The organism is Ammoniphilus resinae, from assembly GCF_017873965.1.
GTDB lineage: Bacteria > Bacillota > Bacilli > Aneurinibacillales > RAOX-1 > Ammoniphilus_A > Ammoniphilus_A resinae.
Genome location: NZ_JAGGKT010000049.1, coordinates 1 through 2,525 on the forward strand (window position 1 = coordinate 1; position 2,525 = coordinate 2,525).

A 2,525-nucleotide genomic window follows, 5' to 3' on the forward strand; every position below is an offset into this window, starting at 1 on the left:
GTAAGCGTCAAACAGCCCACACCTGGTAATTTAGATGAGGGCTGTTAATTTACGTAATGTATTTATTTTGAAGAATTGGCAGCTCGGCAAGCTAAAGGTAAACTCTCTGACCATGGGAGCAATTGGTCTAATTCTTCGATATTGCTGATATCCATGTTTGGTAGCTTTTCAAATAGAAATCTCAAATACTCAAAAGGAATAAGATTGTTCTCTTTTGCTGTCTCTATGATGCTATAGACGACGGCACTTGAATCAGCACCAGCTGGTGTATTCGTAAAGAGCCAATTTTTCCGGCCGATGACAAAGGGTTTAATTGCCCGTTCAGCACGATTATTACTTAATTCAAGTCTTCCGTCTTTGAGTATATTTATTAGTTTATCCTTCTGGTTGAAAGAGTAAGCGATGGCTTTTCCATAACTGGATTTGGGTAATGCAAGAGCATGTTCCTTTTCAATCCATGTGAAATAAGCCTCTACTAATGGTTTTAGAAGGCGTTGTCGTTCCTCGTGGCGTTCTTCAAAGGATAAGGTGGACATTTTCTGTTCAAGTGCAAACATCTCATCAATATATTTCACACTTTGGTATGCGGAAGTGTACATGTAGCTTTCCTTATCGCCCACCGCCTTTAATGTTTCCGTGAAATACCTTCTAGCATGGGCGAAGCAGGCTACTAGCGTAACTTCCATTGCTGGCCCGGCCTGTGATTCCTTGAGAAGTTTTTCATATCCGCTATATGCGTCGGTGTGTAGATAACCCTTAAATTCTTTAAGGAATCTTTTAGCGTTATCTCCCGATCTAGATTGTTGGTATTCATAGAGGATGATGGGGACATGCCCATTGCCTGTCCGGTACATCCACATGTAGGATTTTGTGCTTGCTTCCCGGCCTGGCTCATTCAATACTTCCAATTCTGTTTCATCCGAATGGAGAACATCATAGGAAACAAGGAGCTCCTGCATCCGTTTGTACACAGGCTTTAACCAGTCTTTAGACACTTTGATAATCCAATTAGCCATATTCTGGCGGTTGATGGGTAATCCTCGACGTTTATATTCCTGTTCCTGCCGGTACAGAGGAGTAGCATCAACATATTTTTTGGTCAAAATGTCTGCAACAAGGGAAGGAGAAGCAATACTTCCTTTAATGACCGGCTTTGGTGCGTCGGCTTTGATCATGGGAACCGTGATGCCTTCCGTTTCGCAAGTACGGCATGAATAAATCATGCGATGGGTTTCCCTTACTATGATTTTTGCTGGGATAACTTCCAACTCCTTGCGAATTTCCGGGCGCACCTCGTGGAGCGAATTTGTGCAGGTTGGACAAACTTGATCTACTGGGGAAAGTTTATATTCTACGACTTCGGTTGGAAGTTTTGAAAGATCTCTTTGGCGTTTACCTTTTTGCTTCTTAGATGAAGCAATATTGGCATCCTCTTCCAGTTTTGGTTCAACACAAATAGGCTGACGCTCCATTTCTGCTTCATTGAAGATCGGGAGGGACAGCTGGCCATCAATATGTTGTTCACTTGATTTGCCGAATAATTTCTGTTTGCTAAGTCTATATTGCTCTTCATACCATTTAAGTTGAAGTTCAGCTTGCTCCTTTTCTACGCTGACTTTCAGGTAGGCTGCTTCCAGTTCTTCTCGGCTCAATTTGGATAAATCGATGGAGTTTACATTCGTGTTTTTCATAGTTTTATTATATAGCTTTTTGCGAAAGAGAGAAAGTTAAAACACCTAGAAGTCCAGTATTTATGCCAGTTTGAGGTGTTTGTGAAAAACGTTAGATGATTTTTCTTTGATTGACTGCCCGGTGGGCACCTTTTTGATGAATGTCCAGACCATCTAGAAGCCAACGAAGTTCTCTTTCCGTGATGTGAATAACTTTATCTTCTGGACGATCCGGCCATTTGAATCGTCCTTTTTCTAAACGACGGTAGTAAAGCCAAAAACCATTGTTTTGCCAATAGAGCAATTTAATCTTATCCCTTTTAGCATTGCAAAATACAAAAATGGCATCGGAAAAAGGGTCTAATTTAAAACTCATTTGAACAATAATAGCTAGTCCATCAATAGATTTACGCATGTCTGTGTTGCCACAGGCTAGGTAAACATTCGAACTTTGTTTAAGGTTTAACATAAGGTCAGTAGAGAATGAACCACTTCAGCGAAAAGTTCTTTGTTAAAACCATCTGAAACTGAAATCTCAGCATTACCGATCTTTACAGTAATAGACGAAGAAACAGTGGCTGAAGAATTCGTATGAAGGGATACCCAATGGATAGATTGATTATTCTTATTCAATTTTTGGCGCTTTGTAATTTGCCAACGTAGTTGATTAACTTTAAGGTCACGATCCGCACACCATTTTGCTGCCGATAATCCGCTGGAATGGTAATTTTCGATGAGTTCGTCCCATTCCTGGGAACTTAATTTTCTAGTAACTTCTGCCATAATAGCACCTCCTGGGAATTATTATGACAGATATTATTTAGATTTTGGATGTGCGTCCAGTTTGACGCTTAC

Annotated in this window: 3 protein-coding genes; all 3 read right to left on the reverse strand. The window is 40.5% G+C overall.

The genetic code is table 11. From position 1 onward, the window contains the following. Window positions 1-62: 62 nt before the first annotated feature. A complete protein-coding gene (gene tnpC, locus J2Z37_RS25315) occupies window positions 63-1,667 on the reverse strand; it encodes an IS66 family transposase (protein ID WP_209813085.1) in 1,605 nt (534 codons plus the stop codon). 115 nt (window positions 1,668-1,782) lie between these two features. Continuing rightward, window positions 1,783-2,139 (reverse strand): IS66 family insertion sequence element accessory protein TnpB, encoded by a 357-nt coding sequence (tnpB, locus tag J2Z37_RS25320; RefSeq protein ID WP_209813083.1) that lies wholly within the window; start codon window positions 2,137-2,139, stop codon window positions 1,783-1,785. Beyond that, a complete protein-coding gene (tnpA, locus tag J2Z37_RS25325) occupies window positions 2,133-2,453 on the reverse strand; it encodes an IS66 family insertion sequence element accessory protein TnpA (protein ID WP_209813084.1) in 321 nt (106 codons plus the stop codon). The genes tnpB and tnpA overlap by 7 nt, the downstream gene beginning before the upstream one ends. Window positions 2,454-2,525: the final 72 nt, after the last annotated feature.